The sequence below is a fragment of the Microbacterium sp. NPDC077184 genome (assembly GCF_040687055.1).
Lineage (GTDB): Bacteria > Actinomycetota > Actinomycetes > Actinomycetales > Microbacteriaceae > Microbacterium.
Genome location: NZ_JBFBMM010000006.1, coordinates 1 through 18,824, shown reverse-complemented (window position 1 = coordinate 18,824; position 18,824 = coordinate 1). Strand labels below are relative to the sequence as shown.

Below are 18,824 nucleotides of genomic sequence, written 5' to 3'. Positions count from 1 at the left end.
TAGTCCGAACCTCGGACGGAACGCTGGACGTCTCGACTCACGACATAAAGCACGCGGGTAGAACGAAGCCGAACGCGGAGGACGTCGTTCAGATCCGAGTGGCGTCGCAGCCACGCGCGGAGTCGATGCTCCTGACGCGGGGAGACGACGACGGCGAGGTAGTTCGACACAGAACGAGCGTAGGGCGTCGCGGCACCGTCCTCAGGCCATCGGCTCCTGTCTCAGCTCTGTATCCAGGGCGGTAGTGGAGCGACGCCTGGCCCACGGCCGAGCGAACAGTGGGACCGACACAGCAGTGACGAGCGCAGCGCCGAGGAGAAGTACCACCGAGGCGATCGACCAAGGCCGCCACGCCCCGGCCTCGAGCATCGAGGCAATGTCTCCCTCCCACCTTCGGTTCACGACCAACACCAGGGCGAACACCTGAACCGAGGCCGGCACGACAACGAAGAGCGACGCAAGCGCGAACCGATACCGTCGACCGCTCGCGGCCCTGACGACGAGCCACACCAGTGCCACCGTCACGATCAGGATGGTGATCCAAGGGAAGAAGTAGCGCCCTTGAATACCTACGATCCGACCGGTATTCCAGTACACCCGCCAGGCGTTGGCTGTGATCAACGCCGTCGTCAAGAGCGGCAGAAGCGCAAGGATCACCATAACGGCCCGGGTTCGGCCTCCCGCCCCGTACAGGGCGATTCCGATCGCGAGAAGCAATCCCAGTGTCAACGAGATCACGAGCAGTGCAGGAAGGGCGGTGTCGGCGCGAAGCGAGCCCCAGGTCGTTCGCGCAAGTTGATCGGCCACTCTGAGCAGAAAGCTGCCGAGATCGTATCCATCGAAGGCAGTCTCGGATCGGGCTCCACCCGAGTTGCTCGACTGCAGTTGACCGTACAGGACTATGTTTCGTACCCACCACCAGCCGCCGATGGCGGCCGCGAAGGACAACGCGGCAAGCGCGCGGATCCAGGAGGCGCCGGAGCGACGAGATCGCGCATCGCAAAGACAGGCGACGACAAGAAGGAGGGCGAAGACCGGGACGGCCACGAGCAGAGTGCCCTTGGTGAGGATGGATAGCCCGAGGAATCCCCCGACACCAAGAGCGTCTAGCCAACTCAGCCCGCGTGGCGCCACGATGGCGCGAACAGCGAACCAGAGGGCCCCCGAAACGGCGAAGACGGCCAATGCATCATTGGTCACAAGACTCAAGACGTTGAAGAACTGCGGGACAAGGAAGACAACAAATCCCCCGAGAACGGCGGCGGTGTAAGAGTTCGTCAGCATTCGAGCCGTCGCCATGCCGAACGCCAGTCCGCCCACGACCAAGAGGATGGATACTCCGCGGGCACCCGTGACGAACTGATCCCATCTCAGCGCTTCTGCGAATGGCGCAAGCGTCGCCGCCACGATGACGTAATAGGTCGGCGGGTGCTGGTTCATCCAATCGATCGCGCCTACATCGTCGTACAGGCTCGACTGAAACCCGACGAGAACCGATCGCTGCTCGGAGTCAGGCAGGACGGCCAGATCCAGAACATCACCAGGCGGACTCCCGGCCTCACGGAGCGCGTTCAGCGTACCGTCCAGCATTGGTGCCGTTCGTGGCGCCGGCCAACCTCCTCCCTCCAGTAGGCGCACGATGGAGTTGACGTGGCGCGGCTCATCGACAGTCGTGAAAGGCGGCGTCAGAGCTGACCAGATGAGGAGGACACATCCGACGGCGACCATCACGGCTGCCATTCCCGCTCTGCCTACGAGGCGTCGCCTACGGTCGTCATCCCCCTGGCCAGCAGACGAATGCGACGGCGGAGTCGACGCGTGCGCGGTCATCTGCCGATCACGTCGACGATCAAATCCGCCTGCATTCTGGAACGGCTCTTGACCTCGGGAAGGCGTACTTCGAGCATTGCCGCCACCTCCGCTCGACGAGCATCGAGTGCCTCGAAGCGCTGTGTCAGGAAGTCGACCGCCAGCTCATCGTGGCCGAACGCCCATTCCTCTGCGCCGAACATCTCCAGAACCTCTCGGTACTTGTGGCTCCACCCGATGACGAGCGTCGGGACGGCCATCGCGAGGGAAGAGACCATCGCGTGGAATCTGCTGGCGACGAAGAGGTCACAGCGCCCGATCAGGTAGCGCAGCTGCTGGGAGCTCAGTTCCCGATCGACGAAGAGGAGGTCATCCCCGAGACGGAGGCGGGAATGAATGTCGCGACACAACGGCAGGTCGTTGTTGTGCGTCTTGTCCGTGCCGGTACGGACGCTGTGCGGCAGAAGCAACACGCGCTTACCTCGCGCACGAAGCTCTTCGATGAACGACACCATCTGCCCGACATAGTCTCCACCACGGGCATCCACCTTCTTCTGGAGCACGACGCTCGGGCAGACCCCGACAGTGTCACCTTCGAAGAACCCGAGATCGACGTGTTCCGACACCGCGTCGGCTTCCGAGCCGTCGAGCTCAAGAGAGAAGGCGTAGTCGGCGCCGGCGACGATGTTGCGAAGACCCAGTCCCTCTGCAAACTCGTGCGTGATGCGACCGCGGGTGACGACGGTGCGCACCTTCGGAAGGAAGAGACGGGAAGCGCGACGGTTCACGGAGTTGCGGAACGGACCGATCGCTTGCGCGCACTTGAACACGGGCGTTCCGACGTTCAACGCCGGGAGGATCGACGCGATGTTGTAGAGAAGGAATTTCTCCCTGCCATCCGTGAAGGTGATGCCCCCCTGATCCAGCAGAATGTCGGCGTCGACGAGGGCTCGTACCGCTCGCGAGCGAGACCGCAGGATCCCCCTGAGGAAAGGGAGCACTCGATAGGCCAGCGCCAACGAGTTGATCGTGACTCCCAGCTGGCGGGGCGCAGCCGGCACGATGTCGAGATTGTCGTAGTGGTTCTGCGCGGCATCCTCCGCGGGATACATGCTCAGGAGGGTGAACTGCGGATGATCCAGGCGCGCACTGAGCGTTTGAATCGCCGCTTCCAGCATCGCGGACGCTCCTTTGTTGCCGGAGAGTGCGGAACCGATGATCGTGATGCGGGGGCCGGTCATGGGCGGGACTCCTTGGGGATTGTTCGACGAAGGATGACGTAGATCAGCGCGACGACCGCGTCGGCGGCGGTCGACACCAACCTCGCCAACAGGCTGATCACGATCGCCTCCGAGATGGGGACGTACTGGCTGAGGACGAGGACGATGACGGCTTCGCGCACGCCGAGACCGCTGGGAACGAAGAAGGCAAGGATTCCGATCGCGCCCGCCAACACATAGGCGGCAGCGAAAGGCAACCACAACCTGGGCTCGATAGTGGAGATCGTCGTCGCCAGCAGAACGAAACCCGCGCCATTGAGAATGCGAGGCCCCAGGAACTCGAGCGTGAACCCGAGCGACTGGGGCGTCGAGAGGAAATGCGACTCCGGGACTTCCTGCTTCAGGACCCTTCGCGCGGGTACGTTCACGATGCGATGGAAGATCGGCTTGTACGCGACCGCGGCGAGGGGAAGGAGAATTGCCAGCGGGAGGAGAAGCAACGTGGCATTCTCGCCAAAGATCTCCGGGCCGAGGCTCAGCAAAAGGATGATGACGCTCGGCACGATCGACGCGAACTGCAAGAACAGGTTCTCGTAGACGAACGTGATGACGACCAACGATCGGCTGACGCCCTTCTTGCCTGCCCAGACGACTTTGTTGACGACAGAGCCGACCTGCCCGGGGATGTACTTGAGCAGCCAGGACGCGCACTGCACAGCGATAGCTTCGAGGTGCGTCACACGTGCAGCCGCTCCCCTGTCGAGCGCCCGCAACATCCTTCCCCAAAGCAATCCGGTCAGAGGGACAGCGACGGCGAAGATGAGAGTGGCCACGACCCAGCGCACGTCGAACGTCAGCTGCTGTTCCGCGACCTCATCCCAGTTCTCCCAGAGAGCTGTGGCGAAGAAGTAGGCGACGACACCGACGACGACGACGGTCAGGCCCCAGCGAAAAGCCAGCCGTCGCCAGCGAGAGGGATTCGGAGTGTCCGTCACCCTCGTCAGCCGAATCGCCGGAAGGTGTCGAGCTCCTTCTTCTGCGAGAACGGAACCATCCCCTCGGGATGCGCGTAGCCGAAGGCGATCAGCATGACGACTCGATCCGTCAGTTCCAAGCCCAATGTCTTCTGCATCTTGCGTTCGAGCGGCTCGAAATCCGGCCAGTTGATCACGGATGACGACAGGCCGAGAGTCTCGAGGCCGAGCATGAACTGCATCGCGGCAAGCGAGCTGTCGACGTAGATCGCATGGCGATCCCGCGGGCTGAAATACGACTCGAGCTTGCCGACCACCACGGCGATGGCGGGGATGTTGTGCCCATAGCCGGCCGTGCCGAACGGAATTGCTGCGACCAGCTTGGCTTGCGCCGGATCGTCGAAGACACGGAATTCGTAGGGAAGGCGATTGCACGCGGTGGGTGCCTGCCGCGCGAGGAGCAACGCGCGGTCGATTTTCTCGCGCGGGACTGCTCGATCCTCGAACCAGCGCACGCTTCGTCTCTGCATCACGAGCTTCTCAAGCTCGTCGTACCCGACGTCGGAGAGCTGCTTTTTGACGTAGGGAATCTTGCCCGTGAACTCGCCACTGTAGAGAGCATTGCCGAAACGCGCTCGCGCGGCATCCACCGTTGAATCGCCCGTCGCGCTGACACGGAAATACTCCGTGAGCACGTCGTGCGCCCAGTCCATCTCGCTCTGTTCCATCGTGCCCGGAGCAGTACGGCACTGCGCGACAGCCTCTTCGTAGAACTCGATGGTCTCTGTGATGTAATCGCGCGCGAACACATCGCGCCGCGGCCGCATGATGAGGCCCTTCTCCAGCCGATGAATGTTCCGACGCAGCTCGACATGCGTCGCCCGCTCTCGGTGCTTGTTCCGGTAGTAATTGCGGCGCCCACGAAGGACAGCCGACTGCTCACGATTGAACGTGATGAAGCTCACGAAGTAGAGGAGGTGCGTCAGGATGCGACTCGACCCGAACGATTCCAGGATCATTCGGTTCACCGCCTCGTACACCCGTCGGATCCAGGTGATCGCCAGAAGATCTTTGGCGATGCGCTTGAGCGTGTTCAGCACGCGGTCTCCAAATCGTGTCGAGGGGGGAAGGGTCAGCGAGCGTCGGCAGATCCGTCGGCGCGCACCGGCATCGACGGATGCCGCGCTTCCTCGCTCGGATCATGCTGACGCGGATCGATGATGCGCTCCGGCGCGTATTGCATGATTTTGAGGCGTTCGAGGGCGTCCTCGACAAGGGTCCGATTGGTCCGCAGCATGTCCGAGATCACCAGCAGAGCGAAGCTCAATAGCGATCCCACGAGCAGCGCCGAGCCGAGGACGAGCGACTGGATGTGGTCTCCCGCGACTCCCGCCCAGGTCAGCACGAGGAAACGTATGAATGGAATGGCCGCGCCGACGAGGAAGGCTATCGCCAAGGTCAAGAACACGGCATGGGGCTTGAACATGATGTAACTGCGCATGATCGCCTGAGCGGAGCGCCCCATGTGCTGGAAGATGTTTTTGAAGAGGCGGGACTCCCGCGTCTTCGGGTTGGTCGTGATGGCGACGCTCTCGATGCGCAGGCGCTTGTTGCCCGCCTGGATGATGGTCTCCATGCAGTAGCTGAATTGGGTGACGACGTTGAGGCGAATCAACGACTCGCGAGAGTAGGCGCGGAACCCACTCGCCGCGTCCGGAAGGTCGGTCTCCGCGGCGAAGTTCACCACGCTGCTGCCCACGCCCTGCATCAACTTCTTGAATCCGGAAAAGTGCGCGATCGTCTTCGTCTGCCGGTCACCGATGACGATGTCGGCCGTGCCCCGAAGGATCGGCTGAACGAGGTCCGCGATGCGCTCCTGCGGGTATTGGTTGTCGCCGTCCGTGTTGACCACGATGTCGGCGCCGTGCTGCAGCGCATAGTCGATTCCGTCGCGGAACGATCGAGCGAGTCCCATGTTGCGGGTGTGGAAGACGAAGTGCTCGACGCCGAGAGCCCGTGCGACGGCGACCGTCCGATCGGAGGATCCGTCGTCGATCACCAGAACGTGGATCTCGTCGATCCCGTCGATCTGCTGGGGGATTCCCGCGAGAACCGAGGGGAGGGTCGTCTCCTCGTTGAGGCAGGGAATCTGGATGAACAGGCGCATGGCGAGAAGTCTCTCCGCTGGTCGGGCGGTCAACGGTGCGGATGCCGCACGAGCGGGCCCACACGGCGAGAACACCGAATCGGAGCCGACCACATCCTAACCGAGGTCGCCTCGACGCCACCCGAGGGTCACTGCGCGTGGTCGGCGTTGTACCGGTCGAGGACGTCTCCGATGGGGGCGTCCATCGCCAGCTTGCCTTTGTCGAGGTACAGCCCCCGCGTGCAGAACCGGCGCAGGTCGCGCTCGTTGTGGCTGACGAAGAACAGCGTCCGCCCCTCGGCGAGCAGCTCATCGATGCGGCGGTAGCACTTCTCCCGGAAGGCTTTGTCGCCCACGGCGAGCACTTCGTCGACGAGCAGTACGGGCTCTTCGAGCTGCGAGACGACCGAGAAGGCCAGTCGCACCTTCATGCCGTTGGAGAGGTGCTTGTAGGGGGTGTCGACGAAGTCGTGGAGTTCCGCGAAGTCGATGATCCCGTCGAAGCGACGCGCCACCTCGGCGCGCGGCATCCCGTGGAGGCCGGCGGTCAGACGGACGTTCTCCCGCACGGTGAGGTCGCCGACGAACCCGCCGGTGATCTCGATGAGAGGTGCGACTCCCCCGGACACCGTGACCGTGCCTTCGTCCGGAAGAAGTACGCCGGCGACGAGCTTGAGGAGCGTCGACTTGCCCTGTCCGTTGCGTCCGACGACGCCGATGGCCTCACCGTGCTCGACCGTGAAGGAGACGTCGCGGAGCGCCCAGAACTCGCCGGGACGCGTCCGACGCTTCGCCCCCGCGAACAGGTCTTTGAAGCTGCGACGACCACGGCGATTCCGGCGGAAGCGGACGCCGAGAGTGTCGACGCGAATAGCGAGTCCGTCCATCACAGTTCTTTCAGAACGGGGCGTTCCAGCCGGCGGAACACCAGGATTCCGATGATCAGGAAGCCGACACTCATGGCCGCGCCGACGACGACGCTCAACGTGTCCCATACCTCCGGGAAGAAGCCCACCCGATAGAGGGTGAAGATGCCCGAAAGCGGGTTGAAGGCCGCGAGCTCGGGGAAGATGCCGGGGAGGTCGGAGACGGAATAGATGATCGGGGACGCGTAGAAGAGGACCCGCAGGATGAGCTTCGTCGTGCGCTCCAGGTCCGTGTAGATCACGCACAGCGGCGCCACCAGCAACCCGAGACCTATGAGGAGTGCGGTCTGTAGGAGAACCCCGATCGGAAAGAGCAGCAGCCCCCAGTTGAAGGCGATCGGCACGGGGCTCGTGAGCACGGCGACGACGATGAACCCGACGAGGACGGGAAGGGAACAGAGGAATTCGATGCCCTTGCTCAGCACGATGCGATTGACCCAGATCGTGCGCGGGATCGCGGTGGACCGGACGAGCCGCGCGTCTTTGTTGAAGGCCCGCGTGAAATCGGAGACCGCCGCGTTGAACCACACCCACGGGAGGAGTGCGGTGATCAGGAAGACGATGTAGGGATCGTGGCCGACCGATCGCTGGAACACCTGGGTGAAGATGAACCAGTAGATGAGGCTCATCACGAGCGGATCGAGCACCGACCACAGATAGCCGAGCGCGCTCGTGGCATAGCGCACCTTCAGATCGCGCGCCGACAGCAACCACAGCGAGTGGAGGTAGCGCCGCGGCGAGCCCGGGGCACCGACGGTCGCAGTGGTCACCCGATGATCCTACGGCTCACGAGTCAGGCGAGTTGGTTGTTCCACATCGACAGCGCGGCGCCGATGGCCATGTGCATGTCGAGGTACTGGTAGGTGCCGAGTCGTCCGCCGAAGTGCACGTCCTTCTCCCCCTGGGTGAGATCGCGATACGCGAGCAGACCCTGCCGGTCCTCCGGGGTGTTCACGGGGTAGTAGGGCTCGTCCTCGCGCTCGGCGAAGCGGGAGAACTCGCGCATGATGACCGTCTTGTCGGTCGGGTAGCGGTCGGCGCGCTCGGGGTGGAAGTGCTTGAACTCGTGGATCCGCGTGTAGGGGATCTCGGCGTCGGCGTAGTTCATCACCGGCGTGCCCTGGAAGTCGCCGACGTCGAGGACCTCCTCTTCGAAGTCCAGCGTTCGCCAGGACAGGGCACCGGCGGTGTAGTCGAAGTAGCGGTCGACCGGACCCGTGTACACGATCGGGAGCTGCCCGACGGTGTCACGTTTGTTCAGCGGCTGGGCCGTGTCGAAGAAGTCGGTCTCGAGACGCACCTCGATGTTCGGGTGGTCCGCCATCCGTTCCAGCCATGCGGTGTAACCGTCGGTGGGCAGACCTTCCCACGTGTCGTTGAAATAGCGGTTGTCGTAGGTGTAGCGAACAGGCAACCGGCTGATGACTTCCGCGGGAAGGTCCTTCGGGTCGGTCTGCCACTGCTTGGCGGTGTAGTCGCGGATGAACGCCTCGTAGAGGGGGCGCCCGATGAGGGCGATCCCCTTCTCCTCCAGGTTCGCCGCTGTCTTCACGTCGAACTCGCCCGCCTGCTCCAGGACCAGGGCGCGCGCTTCGGCGGGCGTGTACGCGGCGCGGAAGAACTGGTTGATCGTGCCCAGGTTGATCGGCATCGGGAAGACCACACCGCCGTGGTTGGTGTACACCCGGTGGACATACGGCGTGAAGGTCGTGAAACGGTTGACGTACTCCCACACACCCGGGTTGGAGGTGTGGAAGAGGTGTGCGCCGTACCGGTGGACCTCGATACCCGTGGTGGGCTCGTCCTCGCTGTACGCGTTACCCCCGATGTGGTGGCGGCGATCGATGACCGTCACCTTTCGCCCGGCGGCCGCAGCGCGCTCCGCGATGGTGAGTCCGAAGAAGCCGGAACCGACGACGAGAAGATCCATGAGCAGACGAAGCCTTTCCGGCAGTGAGGTCGAATCGAGTTTAGGCGAGGTGGACGGTCGATCTCAGGCGACGGCCCCGGGCGCACTCTTCCCCCGGCCGATGGCGAGGAACTTCTCCGTGTTGTCGACGTAAGTGACCGCACGGATCCGCGCTTCCGCGCGGTCGATACGCGCCTGGGCGGCATCGAAGTCGTCGAGCACCTGCAGCACACGGGCGCACAGGCCGTCGACATCGCCGACGGGAGCGTAGAGCGCATCGTCCTCCATCGACGCCCGGACTCCCCCGATGTCGGTGGAGACCACCGCCGCACCGGAAAGCGTGGCCTCCGCCGGCGGCAGATGCCACCCTTCGGCCTCGCTGCCACAGAGGTAGACCGTCGCCTCGCGATACAGCCGTCGCAGATCTCCCGGTGACGGGTCAGGGTGGTAGTGCGCACCGCCTGGCAGCTCGACAGGCGGCTCTCCAGTCGGGCCGAACGCGTCGAGCCGAACTCCGGCTCGACGTTCAGCGATGGCCGCGAGAACCGCGGCGACCGTGTCGGGCCGCTTGTACCCGTGCGGCGAGAGCAACGCGAGCACGGCGGGTGCTCGCTGGTTGAGGGGCGGTCCCTTCGGGAAGCTGTCGGTGTCCAGGGCGTTGGGCAGGAGACGGGAGCTCAGCCCGGCGGCAGCGCAGAGCTCCGCCAACCACGGCGCGATGACGATGCGCTCGTCCGTTGCACCCCATGCCGACAGGACGCTCGACTCCGGTGCCGCCCACGTCTCGGAATGCTGGATGAAGGCGACGGACCGCGCACCTGATCGACGCGCGATTCTGGCTGCATACCTGATCGTCTCGTAGGCCGTTCCGACGACGAGATCGCCCGGGCCGATCTTCGGCCGCGGGAAGAGAGCGGTGTTGCGCACCTCCACGGGGATGTCGAAGGTGAACCAAGGGATGGTGTTCGTCGCGCGCACGAGGCGCTGGCGAAGACGTCCCAGCGCGGGGACGAGCGCGCGAAGAGGGCGGAAGCGACCGCCGGAGTGCGCCGCGAAGGCCGCGCAATGCCACACGGTCACGGGCACGCCGGTGCGCGCCATCTCCCGCGCGTACTCATAAACGACCTTGTATCCGCCGATCGGTGTCGGCGAGATGCCCGGAAGCAGGAAGTGGACAGCGGAACGAGACTCAGCCATCACAGATCCTTCATCACCGGCGCCGCCGCAGAGAAGCCCGGTCGAGCGGAGAGACCGATGCGCCACGACAACCACGCGCAAGCGAGGAGGGTGATCATCTCGCTGATCGCGAGGCCCGCCGCAACCCCCGCAGCGCCTAGGGCGTCGCCCAGCAGAATCATGCCCGCGAGACCGGAAACGGCACTGACCACGGTCACGATGAAGACGGGACGCTGACGCCCGGCAGGCATCAGGACATTTCGGATGAGGGGCGTCGACGCAGCAACGGCGAAGAACGCCACCCCCAGCCACAACAGGGTCAGTGGCTCTGCGGCGAGTTCGGCGCCGAACAGGAGCGCTGTCACGGGTTGGCCCGCGAAGAGCAGAAAGAAGAAGCCGATGACGCCGACGACGGCGAGGATGATGATCGCCGCTCGATTGCGGACGCGCCGACGAGCGTCGTCGACTTCCAAGACCCATCCCTGGAGGGCGTTGCCCACCGCGACGACACCGAGCAGACCGTAGCGGTAGAGGCGGTCACCGGAGCCGTAGGTCGCCGCCTGCGTCACGGATGAGGTTGCCGTCGCGACCGGTACAGGTGCGTTCGCGTACAGGTTTCCCACGACCTCGACACCCCACGCTGCACGCAATCGGCTGATGTCATGCCTGACGGTCCGCCAGCCGACCCAGCGCGGAACGAGCGTCCGGCAGTAGACGAGGTGGAACGCCATGACGCCCGCGATGGAAGCGGCGAGCATGAGCAGGCCGTACCAGAAGACATCGCCGGTCCACAGCAGAAGAGGGATCGCCAGCGCTGTCGCAGCCGCACGAGGAACGATCTCGAACCACACGATCATGCTGACTGACGAGACGCCCACCGCGAACCATGCGATGCCTAGTCCCCCGACCGCTCCCGTCAGTGCGAACAGCACCGCGACGGCACGGGTGGATTCGGGAGCGAGCACGACCGCGATGACAGCGGCACCCGCACCCACGGCTCCGACGATCCCTATCCGTGCGTAGAACGAACGCGCGTAGAGCGCGGTCCTCTCGCCTCGATCGCGCGTGACAGCGACCATCGGAGTTCCCATGACGTTCCACCCGACGTAGCCGACCGCGGCCGCGTAGGCGCCGATCGCCTGTCCGAGGTTGAACGACGTCCACCCGTCGACACCGCCGACGCGCGCCACGATGGGAAGCGCGACGAACGGCAGCAGCGCCGAGAGGAACGGGAGTGATGAGAATCCGACCAAGCGCGCGATGAGGTTGGCCACGGATCGAGCGTACTTGACCCGTCTCTTCTCGAACCGGAGCATCGCGACGCGGTCGAGGACAATGGAGAGGTGAACTCCGATTCAGCACACGCGCCCGAGGACTCCCCCGCGTCCGCCGCCGAGCCGGATGTCCACATCCTTCTACCGTTCTGGGGCGATCCGGATCACCTGTTCACCGCCGTCCGCAGCGTTCTTGACCAGTCCGACCCACGGTGGCGTCTCACGGTCCTCGACGATGCCTATCCAGATCCGCAGGTCGCGGTGTTCTTCGCAGAGCTCGATGACTCTCGTGTCGACTATGTTCGGCATCCTGAGAACATCGGCATCACTCGGAACTTCCGGCGGGCGGCCGAACTGGTATCCGCGCCACTGTGTTGCATCTTCGGTTCCGACGACATCATGGGTCGTGACTTCGTCGCCACCGTGCGGGATCTTGCGCGGCGTTCGCCGGACGCATCGATCATCCAGCCCGCTGTTGAGGTGCTCGACGACCGGGGAATGCCGCACCTCCCGCTGGTCGACCGGGTCAAGCAGCGCCTGCTTGCTCCGCGCGGCCGCAACCGCACTGCCCGATTGCGCGGAGAAGACCTCGCCGCGAGCCTGCTTCAGGGCAACTGGCTGTACTGGCCATCGCTCGTCTTCCGCACCGCAACCCTTCAGCGGCATGACTTCCCCGATGACCTCCCGATCATTCTGGACCTCGCGCTTCTCGTCGATATCGCGTTCGATGACGGGGAGCTCGTCTATGCACCCGGAGACCCCGTCTTCGGCTATCGACGGCACGCGGCCAGCCTGTCCCAACGGGCGCTCGTCGACGGAAGCCGATTTAGGGATGAACGACGCTTCTACCGCACCGTCGCCGCGCGTGCACGCGCGAGGGGGTGGCGGCGCGCATATGCGGCTGCACGGCTGCGATTGTTCTCACGCCTGCATGCGGTGACGGTCCTTCCGACCGTGTTCGCATCGAGAAACCGTGCGGGGATCACGTCGACGCTGGCTCACGTGTTCGCGTTCTAGCGCGGGCCTCCCCGGCGCACGCGACGGATCGCGACGAGCGTGCAGCGCAGGAGCATCACCCGCGCGGCGAGGACCGAGCGCCATCCGCGCGGTTTCGAGGGTGAGGCGTTGTTCTCGTGCAATCGTCGGCGCACGGTTGCCATCGAGACATGGCCGAGACGACCGCCCGCGTTGGCGAGCGTCGCCAGCCAGAGGTCATGCGACTCGGTGAGGAACCGTGGAAACGGCAGAGCCACGTCGAGAAACTCCCGCCGGGCACCCATCGCGCATCCAAAGTACGGTGCGATCCCCGCCCAGATCCGCAGCTGCGTCGCGATGGGCCCGGGTGATGGTGTCGGCTGCAGCCGCCATGGGCGGCCCGTCAGAGGGTTCGGCAACGGGCGCGAATCGGGGAGGAGGACGAGGTCGGAGGCGACGAGCGCACGCGAGGACAGAGCGTTCACCAGAACCGCGCGACGCCCGGGCACCCAGAGGTCGTCTTGGTCGGAGAGGAAGATGATCTCTCGAGTGGCGAGTTGCAGAGCATCCTCGAAGGTGCGCACGTATCCGCGATTCTCCTGCCGGCTCTCCAGCCGAAGGCGCGGGTCGTCGATCGACCGCACGACGTCCAGACTCGTATCCGTGCTCGCGTCATCGACGACGATGACCTCGTCATCGGGCTCGAGTTCGGCAAGGATCGATTCGAGCTGCGCGCCGACCCACGGCGCCCCGTTGTACATGGCGATGCACACGCTCACTCGCGGAGGGGAGATCGCAGCGTCCATCGAGTCCACGATACGCGTTGTCCCGTGAGGCTCGAGCGCGCACATTAGACTGACAACGTCATCCGGTCCGTCCGATGGGAAGTGTGCCAGTGCCTGTGACCAGCCCGGGCGCGATCGCGCTCGCTGCATATCGGCCTCGCCCGGATCTGTTCCGCCGCCAGCTTCAGTCGATCGCCGCACAGACGATCTCGAACTGGACGTGCGTCATCTCATCGGACAGTGACACCGATGAGATTCACCGGCTGGTGCACGAGTTCGTCCCCGGCGACACACGTTTCCAGGTGATCGACACGAGGGGCGAGCGATTGGGGTTCTATCTGAACTTCGAACGGGCTCTTCGCGCCATCCCCCGGGACTCGGAATGGGTCGCCCTGGCAGACCAGGACGACTACTGGTACCCCGGCAAGCTCGAATCGCTGCTCCCACTCCTCGAGGACCACGAGATGGTTTCGGGACAGGCGCGTCTGGTCCGGCATCCGTCCGGTGACGTGCTCGGGGTGACCGAGCGACGCAACGGGACCGTCGCTCAGATCACGCTGAGTAACCAGTTCACCGGCTCGCTCACTGTGCTCCGGGCGTCGTTGCTCGATGTCGCCGTTCCGTTCCCGCGACTGAACTCGCGCGCCGCGGCACACGATCATTGGCTGGCTGTCTGCGCAGGTGCTTTGGGAAAGACGCGCGTGGTCGACGAGGTCGTCCAGGACTACGTCCAGCATGACGCGAACGTCTTCGGTGACCCGACGTCCATGGCACCCCCGAGCGGATGGCGCGCGTCGCTGACGAACGCACGGCGCATGAGCGTCGACGCGTCGGGATCCGCCGGGGTGGGGAACATCCTGCGCACGACGTTCGATGTGTACGTCGGTTGGCGGCAATTGATGGCGGACACCCTCCGCATCCGGACGCCGGAGTCCGTGCCAGCCTCGCTCGGTTTGGGGTTCTCGGGGCGGAGGCGGCTAGGGGTGACTGCTCGTATTCTCGGTCGCGCGCTGAGAGAGGGCTACGTTCCGCGCCCGTTCGCCATCCAGTACGCCGCGAGCTGGATCTGCGGCGCGCTGACGCGCGGCCGGCGACGGATCACTCAAATCGCGCGCTCCAGCTGAGCGACGCCGCGCGTGCCTTGAGAGCGGACGGGATAGGCCCGAGCCTCCGCCGCAGGCCGTCGGACCCGCCGCGGAGGACGATCGCCAGGAACACACGGCGCGGGCGCGCGCAGATAGCGAGCACTGCGAAGTAGACCGCGTCTCGCACCGCGTCCCCGAGAACACGGATCGGGAACCGGAAAATGTAGGAGCGCGTCAAGACGATTCGATTCCGCACGCGGTAGTAGTAGCGGAACGGAGTGCTCACCATGGTCGTGAAAGCGATCCGATTCCACGGCCGCTTCGAGAAAGGACTGAGTCTCAGCGATCTGCCGAGCGCGTGTGGCAAAGAAAGCCCTTCGACGGCGAGGACCCTTCGCCCCGCCGCCTCCAGGCGGAGTTCGAACTCCGTATCGACCAGATCGATGAAGTAGTCCTCGCTCAGCGTCCCGACGCGATCCCACGCCGTTCGCGGGATGACCATTCCCGACTGAATCACCCGCCGAGCGGCGCGAACGCCGGGCGCAAGCATGCCAGCGTGGGCTTGGCGCACCTCCGCGAACCACTCGGGGACCAGTGCGCCTACAAGCACGCCGTTCGCAGTCGCGGCCTCGCCCGCCGCGATCGATCGAGCGATGTGGTCCTCGGCCGGCCGGGAGTCCTGGTCGAAGGTGGCCACCCACCTCGCGCCGAGTTCGTAGGCGTGCGCGATCCCTGCGTTCAACGCACCGGCGATCCCCCCGTTCTCGGGGCGTCGCAGAACCGTGGCTCCGACGGACTCGACCTCACGCAGCACGGTATCGGCGTCAGGTCCGCTTCCGTCGTCCACGACGATCACGCGGCACTGGAGCACCATGTCGCGGATAGCGTCGACCAGCTCCACCGACGGGTGGTAGGCGGAGACGACCGCCACGCAGTCAGCGACACTCATTCGTCACGCGGCGGGTGCCTCGGAGCCTCATGCTCCGACACAGGCCTGGCCTCGATGCGTTCCACTGCTTCCCGAAGGATGGCGACTTCCTCTGCAAGACGCCGGATCTCCTCCTCCGCGCGGGAAAGCTCCCACGACAGGTGCAGTGCGACTCCCAGAAGGAGGATGATCGCGATCGTGAAGAGAAGGTTCGCCGGAAGCTGGAATCCGAACGCCGCCGTCATCCAGCGAAGGAGCTCCGGGAACAGACCCAAGACCAGGACGGCAGCGCCGATGATGATCCAGAGCGCCGCGTACTTCTCGCGCAGCTGACGTCGCACGAGCAGAGTGACGACCACCCCGAGAAGCAGAACGGCAAGCAGAATCGCTCCGATGGCCATCAGGCGCGCTCCTCTCCCGGGCCGCGCAGCCCCGTGGGCCTGCGGATGATGGACAGCATCAGGGCGAAGACGGATCTGATGAGGTAGACGGTCGACCCCGCCGCACCCTGACTGGGTCGTCCCGCAGCGCGTGGTCGCATCGCCACCGGGACCTGCGTGACCGAAAGGCCCGCATGTTTGGCCGCGACCAGGCTGTCGATCGTGTCGCCGAGGTACTCGGCCGGGTAGTACCGCACGTACTGCTCGATCGCCGCGCGGTTTCCGGCGCGAAAGCCGCTGGTGACGTCTGTGAGACGTGTCTGCGCCACCCTGCTGAGCACCCCGGCGAGGAACGACATCGCCCACCGCCGCGGGCCACGTGTGACGTAGTCGCCGACGTCGGCGAATCGTGCGCCGATCGAGATGTCGGCGTGCTCGAGACCCTCGAGGACCCGAACGATGTCTTGCGGGTTGTGCTGCCCGTCCGCGTCCACCTGGATGGCCCGTTGGAACCCGTGACGCTGAGCGAACGCGTACCCCGCACGCATCGCTCCCCCGACTCCCAGGTTGAATGGAAGCACCAGAACACGAGCACCCGCGCGACGCGCGACAGCCGCGGTGGCATCCGTCGAACCGTCGTCGACCACCAGCACGGTCGCGCCTGCGATCGCCGATTCGATCTCTTCGACGGTGTTGCCCACATTGGCTTCTTCGTTCCACGCGGGGACGATGACGAGAAGATCGTCGAAGCGTGCGGGCATGGCCACCATCCTACGGTCGCGGGGTTCCGGATCTCGGCAGCGGGGCGCACAGTGACGGCGCACTCGAGGTTGCTAGCCTCGTCGGGGTTCGGTCTACCGGAGAGAAGGTCGCATGTCACCGTGGGGCGCCGCACTGCCGGCCATCGTCGTCGCTGCAGGCGTACTGTTCCTCCCGGGCCTCGCGGTGGCGTTCGCGGCCGGTGCGCGCGGATTTCGCCTGTGGGCGCTCGCGGCGCCGCTGACGTTTACCCTGGCCGGCGTCAGCGCAGTTGTGCTCCAGATGGTGGGGATCGGCCTGAACCCTGCGGCATTCGGCGCGACCGTTCTGCTGACGGCAGCAGCGGCAGCGGTCGTCAGGGTTCTGTACCGGCGTCGCGCGGCGCCTGCTGCACCGCCCGAGGGCGCGCCACAGAGGCCAGCTCCTCCCGCGTCCGTGTGGCGGTATGCAGCACCGATCGCTGGAGTCCTCCTCGCAGCCGTCGCCATCGGCGCGCGTATCATGACCGCAATCGCCGATCCGACCGCGATCGCGCAGCTGTTCGACAACGTCTTCCACCTCAATGCTGTGGCGCTCATCGCCGCCAGCGGCGAGGGCTCGTCGCTCACGCTCGGGAACCTCACCGAGGCATCGCGCATGTTCTATCCCGCGGCGTTTCACGACGTCGCCGCGCTCATCGCGCAGCTGTCCGGAGCCGGCATCCCGGTCGTGATGAACGCGACCGCACTTCTTCTGTGCGCAGTCGTGTGGCCGGTGAGCGCTTTGTACCTCGCGACGCGTATCTTCGGCACGCGGCCGGAGGTCTTGATCTTCGCCGGGGCTCTGGCCGGCGTGTTCGGGTCGTTCCCTTATCGACTTTTGTCCTTCGGTGTCCTGTACCCGTTCCTCGCCGGTCTCACGCTGCTCCCGGTTCTGCTCGGCCTCATCGTGGAGTTTTTCGATCGATCCCGTGCGGATCCGCGCGAGCGCGTCCTCACCGTCGTCGCGGTCGTCGCCGTGGCACCCGGGATCGCGTTGACACATCCGAGCGTCATCGTCGCGGGCGCTGTCCTCGGAACCCCGTTCGCGATCGGCAACGCGATCCGTTCCTTCCGGAAAGGTCAGATGCTGAGCGGCGCGCTGGCCGTGGCCTACCTGATCGGCGCGACGGGCGCATTCGTCCTCGTGAGGCCGCCGCTGAACTCGGCCCCGTGGACACCGAGTCAGACCTACAAAGAGGCGATCGGCGCCGTCCTCACCCTCTCCCCCGGCTCGATAGCCATTCCCTGGGTGGTCTTCGGGCTCGTCCTCCTGGGGTTCGTCGGCGCCGCTCGGCACCCGAAGCGATTCGCCGGCATCCTGGCTATGTTCGGCATCGGCGCTCTGATCTACTTCGCCAGCGCCGCGGTCGCCAACGACACGATTCGCGACCTGCTGTCGGGGGTGTGGTACCGCGACACCGAAAGGGTCGCAGCGATTTTCACCATCGCCGCCTTCCCCCTCGTCCTCGGTGGTGGACTCGTTCTCGCGACCGCGACGCGCGCCGGACTCAGTCGGGCGCGCTTCCCTCGCGGCGCGGGCGCCCGCCGACTCACCGCGGCGGTCGTGGTCGTCGCCATCGTCCTTCTGGGCACCGTTCGCGGGCCGATCCCTCAAGCACAGGAGTGGATCCACCAGTCCTTCGGGCAACACGGCGTCGAGCAATTGCTGTCTGCCGACGAGCGCGCACTTATGAGTGACGTCGAAGCCTTGGTCCCCGTCGACGGGGTCGTGGTGGGGAGCCCTCGAACCGGTGCGTCTCTCACTCCGGTGTTCGCCCACCGGGAGGCCCTTGCGCCCCACATCTTCGGCAACCGCACAACGGCCGAACAATACCTCCTCGACAACTGGGATCAGGCCGGGATCGATCCCGCGGTGTGCGAGTACATCCAGGAGCTGAACGCCTTCTGGGCCCTCGATTTCGGGACGGACGACGTTCTCGGGGGTGTCCATCCGCCCCTCGCCGGCACAGACGATCTCGACGAGGACGACGCACCCCGCGTGACGGAGATCGCTCGCGTCGGCGACGCGGCTCTCTACGAGGCCACCGTCTGCGGCCCTCCTTCGCGCTGACAGCCGTGAGTGACTCTGACGATCAAGTCGTCTGTGACACGATTGAGCCGTGAAGGGCATCATTTTGGCCGGGGGTTCCGGCACGCGGTTGCATCCGATTACGTTGGGTGTGTCGAAGCAGTTGATTCCGGTGTTCGACAAGCCCATGGTGTACTACCCGTTGTCGACTCTGATGTTGGCGGGTGTGCGGGAGATCCTGGTGATCACGACTCCGCATGATGCGCCGTTTTTCGAGCGGTTGTTGGGGGATGGGTCGCAGTTCGGTATTGAGTTGTCGTTCGCGGTGCAGGAGTCTCCGGACGGGTTGGCGCAGGCGTTCACGATCGGTGCGGACTTCATCGGGGATGACAAGGTCGCCCTAGTCCTGGGTGACAACCTCCTCTACGG

The 18,824-nt window shown here is 65.2% G+C and carries 18 protein-coding genes; 4 read left to right on the top strand and 14 right to left on the bottom strand.

The genetic code is table 11. The features are described 5' to 3' along the window. Positions 1-201 precede the first annotated feature (201 nt). From AB0O93_RS11530 to AB0O93_RS11485, 10 genes are all read right to left on the bottom strand, one after another. Entirely contained in the window at positions 202-1,740 is a 1,539-nt protein-coding gene (locus AB0O93_RS11530) for a glycosyltransferase family 39 protein (RefSeq protein ID WP_363343472.1), read from the bottom strand. Between the two features lie 86 nt (positions 1,741-1,826). Then, positions 1,827-3,050, bottom strand: coding sequence for a polysaccharide pyruvyl transferase family protein (locus AB0O93_RS11525; protein WP_363343470.1), 1,224 nt, complete (start codon positions 3,048-3,050; stop codon positions 1,827-1,829). Beyond that, entirely contained in the window at positions 3,047-4,024 is a 978-nt protein-coding gene (locus tag AB0O93_RS11520) for a lysylphosphatidylglycerol synthase domain-containing protein (RefSeq protein ID WP_363343468.1), read from the bottom strand. Before AB0O93_RS11520 ends, AB0O93_RS11525 begins: the two co-directional genes overlap by 4 nt. 5 nt (positions 4,025-4,029) lie before the next feature. Next, a complete protein-coding gene (locus AB0O93_RS11515) occupies positions 4,030-5,103 on the bottom strand; it encodes a nitroreductase family protein (RefSeq protein ID WP_363343466.1) in 1,074 nt (357 codons plus the stop codon). Positions 5,104-5,135: 32 nt separating this feature from the next. Next, entirely contained in the window at positions 5,136-6,170 is a 1,035-nt protein-coding gene (locus AB0O93_RS11510) for a glycosyltransferase family 2 protein (protein ID WP_363343464.1), read from the bottom strand. A 128-nt stretch (positions 6,171-6,298) separates the two neighbouring features. Further along, positions 6,299-7,036 carry an ABC transporter ATP-binding protein gene (locus AB0O93_RS11505; RefSeq protein ID WP_363343462.1) on the bottom strand — a complete coding sequence of 246 codons (738 nt, stop codon included), beginning with the start codon at positions 7,034-7,036 and terminating at the stop codon, positions 6,299-6,301. Beyond that, entirely contained in the window at positions 7,036-7,845 is an 810-nt protein-coding gene (locus AB0O93_RS11500) for an ABC transporter permease (RefSeq protein WP_363343460.1), read from the bottom strand. Before AB0O93_RS11500 ends, AB0O93_RS11505 begins: the two co-directional genes overlap by 1 nt. A gap of 23 nt (positions 7,846-7,868) precedes the next feature. Next, the gene (glf, locus tag AB0O93_RS11495) at positions 7,869-9,005 is read right to left on the bottom strand and encodes a UDP-galactopyranose mutase (protein WP_363343458.1); all 1,137 of its coding nucleotides are present in this window, start codon (positions 9,003-9,005) and stop codon (positions 7,869-7,871) included. A 63-nt stretch (positions 9,006-9,068) separates the two neighbouring features. Next, a complete protein-coding gene (locus AB0O93_RS11490) occupies positions 9,069-10,181 on the bottom strand; it encodes a glycosyltransferase family 4 protein (protein ID WP_363343456.1) in 1,113 nt (370 codons plus the stop codon). Then, complete coding sequence (locus tag AB0O93_RS11485) at positions 10,181-11,434, bottom strand: hypothetical protein (RefSeq protein ID WP_363343454.1); 1,254 nt, start codon at positions 11,432-11,434, stop codon at positions 10,181-10,183. Before AB0O93_RS11485 ends, AB0O93_RS11490 begins: the two co-directional genes overlap by 1 nt. A 69-nt stretch (positions 11,435-11,503) precedes the next feature. Here AB0O93_RS11485 and AB0O93_RS11480 point away from each other — a divergent pair, with 69 nt between their 5' ends. Further along, positions 11,504-12,451 (top strand): glycosyltransferase, encoded by a 948-nt coding sequence (locus AB0O93_RS11480; RefSeq protein WP_363343452.1) that lies wholly within the window; start codon positions 11,504-11,506, stop codon positions 12,449-12,451. Here AB0O93_RS11480 and AB0O93_RS11475 read toward each other — a convergent pair. Next, on the bottom strand, positions 12,448-13,188 hold the full coding sequence (locus AB0O93_RS11475) for a glycosyltransferase (RefSeq protein ID WP_363343450.1): 741 nt from the start codon (positions 13,186-13,188) through the stop codon (positions 12,448-12,450). The two genes, AB0O93_RS11480 and AB0O93_RS11475, sit on opposite strands and share 4 nt — an antisense overlap. A gap of 122 nt (positions 13,189-13,310) precedes the next feature. Here AB0O93_RS11475 and AB0O93_RS11470 point away from each other — a divergent pair, with 122 nt between their 5' ends. Continuing rightward, positions 13,311-14,318 (top strand): glycosyltransferase, encoded by a 1,008-nt coding sequence (locus tag AB0O93_RS11470; protein WP_363343448.1) that lies wholly within the window; start codon positions 13,311-13,313, stop codon positions 14,316-14,318. Here the strand turns inward: AB0O93_RS11470 and AB0O93_RS11465 are convergent. From AB0O93_RS11465 to AB0O93_RS11455, 3 genes are read right to left on the bottom strand one after another with little or no spacing between them, the layout of a single operon-like run. Further along, entirely contained in the window at positions 14,293-15,210 is a 918-nt protein-coding gene (locus tag AB0O93_RS11465) for a glycosyltransferase (RefSeq protein WP_363343446.1), read from the bottom strand. The genes AB0O93_RS11470 and AB0O93_RS11465 overlap by 26 nt on opposite strands. 14 nt (positions 15,211-15,224) lie before the next feature. Continuing rightward, positions 15,225-15,608 carry a DUF2304 domain-containing protein gene (locus AB0O93_RS11460; RefSeq protein WP_363343444.1) on the bottom strand — a complete coding sequence of 128 codons (384 nt, stop codon included), beginning with the start codon at positions 15,606-15,608 and terminating at the stop codon, positions 15,225-15,227. Continuing rightward, positions 15,608-16,348: a glycosyltransferase family 2 protein gene (locus tag AB0O93_RS11455; protein ID WP_363343442.1), complete on the bottom strand. Its 741-nt coding sequence runs from the start codon at positions 16,346-16,348 to the stop codon at positions 15,608-15,610. The genes AB0O93_RS11460 and AB0O93_RS11455 overlap by 1 nt, the downstream gene beginning before the upstream one ends. 112 nt (positions 16,349-16,460) lie before the next feature. Here AB0O93_RS11455 and AB0O93_RS11450 point away from each other — a divergent pair, with 112 nt between their 5' ends. Then, on the top strand, positions 16,461-18,437 hold the full coding sequence (locus AB0O93_RS11450) for a DUF6541 family protein (RefSeq protein WP_363343440.1): 1,977 nt from the start codon (positions 16,461-16,463) through the stop codon (positions 18,435-18,437). A 49-nt stretch (positions 18,438-18,486) separates the two neighbouring features. Then, on the top strand, positions 18,487-18,824 hold a 338-nt coding region (locus AB0O93_RS11445; RefSeq protein WP_363343438.1), incomplete at its 3' end, for a sugar phosphate nucleotidyltransferase.

What these genes read in the sequence shown, in the direction of transcription:
- AB0O93_RS11530 (WP_363343472.1), bottom strand. Translation starts at nt 1,740, where the DNA reads ATGGCAGCCGTGATGGTCGCCGTCGGATGTGTCCTCCTCATCTGGTCA.
- AB0O93_RS11525 (WP_363343470.1), bottom strand. Translation starts at nt 3,050, where the DNA reads ATGACCGGCCCCCGCATCACGATCATCGGTTCCGCACTCTCCGGCAAC.
- AB0O93_RS11510 (WP_363343464.1), bottom strand. Translation starts at nt 6,170, where the DNA reads ATGCGCCTGTTCATCCAGATTCCCTGCCTCAACGAGGAGACGACCCTC.
- AB0O93_RS11505 (WP_363343462.1), bottom strand. Translation starts at nt 7,036, where the DNA reads ATGGACGGACTCGCTATTCGCGTCGACACTCTCGGCGTCCGCTTCCGC.
- glf (WP_363343458.1), bottom strand. Translation starts at nt 9,005, where the DNA reads ATGGATCTTCTCGTCGTCGGTTCCGGCTTCTTCGGACTCACCATCGCG.
- AB0O93_RS11490 (WP_363343456.1), bottom strand. Translation starts at nt 10,181, where the DNA reads ATGGCTGAGTCTCGTTCCGCTGTCCACTTCCTGCTTCCGGGCATCTCG.
- AB0O93_RS11460 (WP_363343444.1), bottom strand. Translation starts at nt 15,608, where the DNA reads ATGGCCATCGGAGCGATTCTGCTTGCCGTTCTGCTTCTCGGGGTGGTC.
- AB0O93_RS11455 (WP_363343442.1), bottom strand. Translation starts at nt 16,348, where the DNA reads ATGCCCGCACGCTTCGACGATCTTCTCGTCATCGTCCCCGCGTGGAAC.
- AB0O93_RS11450 (WP_363343440.1), top strand. Translation starts at nt 16,461, where the DNA reads ATGTCACCGTGGGGCGCCGCACTGCCGGCCATCGTCGTCGCTGCAGGC.